The organism is Rhizobacter sp. P2_D12, from assembly GCF_056404395.1.
This window is the reverse complement of sequence record NZ_JBFUEB010000206.1, coordinates 1-5,023: the sequence shown is the minus strand read 5'-3', so window position 1 is coordinate 5,023 and position 5,023 is coordinate 1. Positions and strand designations below refer to the sequence as shown.

The 5,023-nt window shown below is 69.6% G+C and carries 5 protein-coding genes; all 5 read right to left on the bottom strand.

The features are described 5' to 3' along the window. Nucleotides 1-308, bottom strand: a 308-nt coding sequence (locus tag AC1DYN_RS31510) for a chemotaxis protein CheW (protein ID WP_477966578.1), incomplete at its 3' end; no start/stop codon positions are given. Between the two features lie 118 nt (nucleotides 309-426). Beyond that, nucleotides 427-2,262, bottom strand: coding sequence for a methyl-accepting chemotaxis protein (locus AC1DYN_RS31505; protein WP_477966576.1), 1,836 nt, complete (start codon nucleotides 2,260-2,262; stop codon nucleotides 427-429). Next, complete coding sequence (locus AC1DYN_RS31500) at nucleotides 2,259-3,806, bottom strand: methyl-accepting chemotaxis protein (RefSeq protein WP_477966574.1); 1,548 nt, start codon at nucleotides 3,804-3,806, stop codon at nucleotides 2,259-2,261. The genes AC1DYN_RS31505 and AC1DYN_RS31500 overlap by 4 nt, the downstream gene beginning before the upstream one ends. Before the next feature lie 30 nt (nucleotides 3,807-3,836). After that, on the bottom strand, nucleotides 3,837-4,301 hold the full coding sequence (locus AC1DYN_RS31495) for a cache domain-containing protein (RefSeq protein WP_477966572.1): 465 nt from the start codon (nucleotides 4,299-4,301) through the stop codon (nucleotides 3,837-3,839). A gap of 417 nt (nucleotides 4,302-4,718) precedes the next feature. After that, a partial coding sequence (locus AC1DYN_RS31490) for a methyl-accepting chemotaxis protein (protein ID WP_477966570.1) occupies nucleotides 4,719-5,023 on the bottom strand: 305 nt, incomplete at its 5' end.

Genomic DNA, 5,023 nt, shown 5'->3' with positions numbered 1-5,023 from the left:
CGCACGTTCAGCACGATCACGACGGTGAAGCTGTTGTAGTCGGCGGTGTCGCAGCCGAGCTTCAGGCGCAGGTCGACGATGGGGACGATGACGCCGCGCAGGTTGACCACGCCCTTGATGAAGGACGGGGCGTTGGCGATGCGGGTGGGGGCCTCGTAGGAGCGGATCTCCTGGACCTTCAGGATGTCGATGCCGTATTCCTCGGCGCCCAGGCGGAAGGTCAGGAACTCGCCGCCGGACTGGGCGGCGGTGGCCGCGCGGGCGGCTTCATGCCGGGCCACGTGGGAAGCTTCGTGGATCATGTCCATGGGTGGGTCCTGTCGTCGGATGCGTGGGGCGGTGGTGTCGTCGCTGACCTGACTATCGGCGCAAGCGGGGCGAACTGAAGGGTCGATCAGTGCGCCGCCGGCCCGCCAGTTCGGGGGCTCAGAAGGTTTCCCAGTCGTCGCCGGGGGTGCTGACCGCGGCGGGGGCCGGGGCCTTGGCGACCACGGGGGCCGGCGCGGGCGCGGGGGCTGCGGTGGGGGCGGGTGCCGGTGCCGGTGCCGGTGCCGGTGCCGGTGCCGGTGCAGAGGCCGCTGCCGCGACTTTCTTCACGGCCGGCGGGGTCCTCGCCACCGGCTTGGCGGCGGCGCTCGCCGGCTTGGCGACGGGGGCAGGTGCCGGCGCGGCCGGTTTCGCCACCGCCACCGGGCTGCCCGCTTCGAGCCGGAACGTGGCCACGACCGAAGCCAGGCGCTGGGCCTGGTCCTTCAGGCTTTCGGCGGCGGCCGCTGATTCTTCCACCAGCGCGGCGTTCTGCTGCGTCATCTGGTCGAGTTGCGTGACCGCCGTGTTGATCTGGCCGATGCCGTCGCTCTGTTCGGACGACGACGCGGTGATCTCGCCGATGATGTCGGAGACGCGCTGGACCGAGCCGACGATCTCCTTCATGGTGTGGCCGGCATCGGCCACCAGGCGCGAGCCGGAGTCGACCTTCTCGACCGAGGCGCCGATCAGCGCCTTGATCTCCTTGGCGGCCTGGGCCGAACGCTGGGCCAGGCTGCGCACCTCGCCGGCGACGACCGCGAAGCCGCGGCCCTGCTCGCCGGCRCGGGCGGCTTCGACCGCGGCGTTCAGCGCCAGGATGTTGGTCTGGAAGGCGATGCCGTCGATCACGCCGATGATGTCGGAGATCTTCTTGGACGACGCGTTGATCTCGTCCATGGTCGAGACGACCTGCGAGACGACCGCGCCGCCGCGGGCGGCGACCTCGGCGGCCGACGAGGCCAGCTGGTTGGCCTGGCGGGCCGAGTCGGCGCTCTGCTTGACGGTGCCGGTCAGTTGCTCCATCGACGAGGCGGCCTGCTGCAGGTTGGAGGCGGTCTGCTCGGTGCGCGCGCTCAGGTCCTGGTTGCCGCTGGCGATCTCGCTGCTGGCGGTGGTGATGCTGTCGGTCGAGTTGCGCACCTGGCCGACCAACTGGCGCAGCGCGCCCTGCATGTCCGACAGGGCCCGCATCAGCTGGGCCGATTCATCGCTGCCGACCAGTTGCACGTCGTTGGTCAGGTCGCCGCGCGCGATCGACGCGGCCAGCGCCTGGGCCTGGCTGATCGGCGTGCAGATGCTCTGCATGTTGACGACGGTGGCCGGCACGACGATGACGATCGCCAGGCCCACGGCCAGAGCGAACAGCAGGATGGTCTGCTTCGTCATCGCCTGGCGCGCGGCTTCGGCCTGCGCGCCTTCGCCGACCAGGATCTTCTGCAGCTCGACGGCCGATTTCTCGGCCGAGGCCGCGGCGTCCTTCGCCCGGCCCATCACCTTGTTGGCGACGGTGGCCGAGTCGTAGCCGCTGTTCTCCAGCTGGCGGATCACCGGCGCCATCGCGGTGGCATAGGCGCCGAGTTCGGTCTCCATGCGCGCGGCCACCACGGTGCCGGCATCTTCCTTGCCGCTCTTGAGCACCTTGATCTGCGCCAGCGCGCGTTCGCGGGCGGCGTTCCACTGCCCGCTGAAGTTCGTCACCTGCTCGGGCTTCTCGTAGTTGACGATCATCTCCTTCTCGGCGACGCGCATGTCGCCGAGCGCGGTGCGCAGCGCGGCCAGCGTGTTGCTGTCGACGAAGGAATTGGTCATGAACTCGGTGCTGAGCGACTGCAGGCGCAGCAGGCCGGTCAGGCCGGCGCCGCCGACCAGCGCGAGCAGCGCCAGCACGATGGCGATGGCACCCAGCATGCGGGTGCGGATGGTGAAGTGGCGCATCAGGTGCGTGAGGTTCATGGACGCTCTCCGGCGAGCTGGAAGTTGTTGACGATGGCGCGCAGCCGCGCCGCCTGGTCTTTCAAGCTTTCTGCGGCCGCGGCCGACTGCTCCACCAGCGCGGCGTTCTGCTGCGTCATCTGGTCGAGCTGCGTGACCGAGCCGTTGACCTGGCCGATGCCGTCGCTCTGTTCGGCGGCAGCGGCGGTGATCTCGCTGATGATGTCGGTGACGCGTTGCACCGAGCCGACGATCTCGCTCATCGTGCGGCCGGCATCCGCCACCAGGCGCGAACCCGAATCGACCTTGTCGACCGAGGCGCCGATCAGCCCCTTGATCTCGCGCGCGGCCTGGGCCGAGCGCTGGGCCAGGCTGCGCACCTCGCCGGCGACGACCGCGAAGCCGCGGCCCTGTTCGCCGGCGCGTGCGGCTTCCACCGCCGCGTTCAGCGCGAGGATGTTGGTCTGGAACGCGATGCCGTCGATCACGCCGATGATGTCGCCGATCTTCTTCGACGAGGCATTGATCTCGTCCATCGTCGTGACGACCTGGGCCACCACCGAACCGCCGCGGGCGGCGACCTCGGCGGCCGACGAGGCCAGCTGGTTCGCCTGGCGGGCCGAGTCGGCACTCTGCTTGACGGTGCCGGTCAGCTGCTCCATCGACGACGCGGCCTGCTGCAGGTTGCTCGCGGTCTGTTCGGTGCGGCGGCTCAGGTCCTGGTTGCCGGTGGCGATCTCGGCGCTGGCGTTCTCGATCGACGACGACGATTCGAGCACCGTCGCGAGCGAACCGCTGAGCTGCTGCGCCATCCGCTGCAGTGCGCGCATCAGGTCGCCGACCTCGTCGCTGCGCTCGCTGCGGGCGTCGACGGCGAGGTTGCCGCCGGCCACCTCATGGGCCACGCGTGCCGCGCGGGCGAGTTCATTGACGATGCGGCGCTGCATCCACCAGGCCACGCCGACGGTCGCGGCGGCGGCCAGCAGGCCCAGCAGGCCGAGCAGCAGGCTGGTGCGGCGCGAGCGCGCGGTCGACGCGTCCATTGCGGCGGACGACTGCTGGTCCATGCGTGCGACGAGCGCGCCCAGGCCCTTGGCGAGCGCGCCGAAGGTTTCGTCGGCGCCCTGCATCGCGGCGATGCCGGTGTTCGGGTCGACCGACGACAGGTCGATCGCCGAATCGGCCTGGCCGCGGTACTTGTCGATCTGCGCGCCGGCGGTCTTCAGCGCGGTGGCCATCCCGGCGTCGCCGGCGGCACCGTCGGAGAGCCCGGCGAGCGTGCGCTTCAGGCCCGCCAGCTGGTTGCCCAGCGAGTCGCGGAAGGCCTTGACCTTCGGCTCGTCCAGCGAGGCGATCAGCGCCACCGTGCGGTAGGTGCCGGCATGCAGCTGGCCCAGCTGGTCCTGCACGCTGGTGATGGTGCGGAAGGCCTCGAGGTCGTTGCGGAAGCCTTCGGCGTTGTTCGAGGCCTCGGCGCTCATCAGCGCGGTGTTCAGCGAGGCCATCGAGAACACCACCACGGCGGTGAGCACCGGCGCAGCCAGCAGCTTGAGTCCGAGTTTCATGGCGAGCCCGGGGTGTGCGGCGCGGCCGGCTTACTTGTAGATGCCGCCGCAGACGGCGACGTCGTCCAGGCGCTCGCAGTAGGCGCTCTTGGGCTCGATCTTCTTGCTGACCGGGTTGGTGAACTTGTAGTCCTGCCAGAAGGTGCCCTTGGACTGTGCCAGCTCGACGCGTTCCTTGACGAAGGCCTTGCCGTCGACGTCCTTGAGCTCGAGCAGGTTCTTGCCGATCATCTTCTCGTTGGCCCCGTGCGCGCGCACGACGCCGTCCAGGCCGTAGACCACCAGGTACAGGTCGCGGTCGGTGAACTGGCCGGCCTTGTTGTTGATCTCGGCGTAGGCCTTGTCCTTGCCGCTCGCCTTGATGTAGGCGACGCCCTTCTTGACCATGGCCGTCGCTTCGGCGGCGGTGGCATTGCCTTCCTTGGCCGGTGCGGCGATCGACACGGCGCCGAGCACGGCGGCGAACAAGGTGGACAGGATCAGGGGCTTGGACATGGCGGGATCTCGGTAGAGCGGATGTGGATCCGTTATCGGCACGCGAGCGGCAGGCTGTAACGGGCCATGAACAATTGTCCCGGCGGGCCTGCGGCGGACGTCAAAGCAAAAGAGGGCGGTTCGCCTCGTATCTCCTCGGCAAACCGATCTTTCGGAGAACCGTTTCAGGGCGAGCGAAAAGGGGGAGCCGTTCGCCCTGAGCAGGGACCGAGCTTGTCGAGGGGCCGTGTCGAAGGGTGGGGCCGAAGGGCGCTGTCGGAGCGGGGAGTCCGGCGGGCAGGGCTTCGACAGGCTCAGCCCGAACGGGGTGGTGCTCAGCCCGAACGGGCTGGTGCTCAGCCCGAACGGGGTGGTGCAGCCCGAACGAGGTGGTGCAGCCCGAACGAGGTGGTACTCAGCCCGAGCGGGGAGTGTCGTTCAAGCCGCCAGCTTGAACACCGCCACGCCCTGCAGCAGCTGCGCCGCCTGGTTCTTCAGGCTTTCCGCCGCGGCGGCGCTCTGCTCGACCAGCGCCGCGTTCTGCTGCGTCGCCTGGTCCATCTGCGTGATCGCTTCGCCGACCTGGCTCACGCCGGCCGACTGCTCGGCGCTCGCCGACGTGATCTCGCCCATGATGTCGGTGACGCGTCGGATCGACGCCACCACCTCGGCCATGGTCGAGCCGGCCTCGTCGACCAGCGCACTGCCCTGCTCGACGCGCTCGACGCTGGTCGAGATCAGCG

Coding starts and splice junctions, on each gene's coding strand:
- AC1DYN_RS31500 (WP_477966574.1), bottom strand. CDS start 3,806: ATGAAACTCGGACTCAAGCTGCTGGCTGCGCCGGTGCTCACCGCCGTG.
- AC1DYN_RS31495 (WP_477966572.1), bottom strand. CDS start 4,301: ATGTCCAAGCCCCTGATCCTGTCCACCTTGTTCGCCGCCGTGCTCGGC.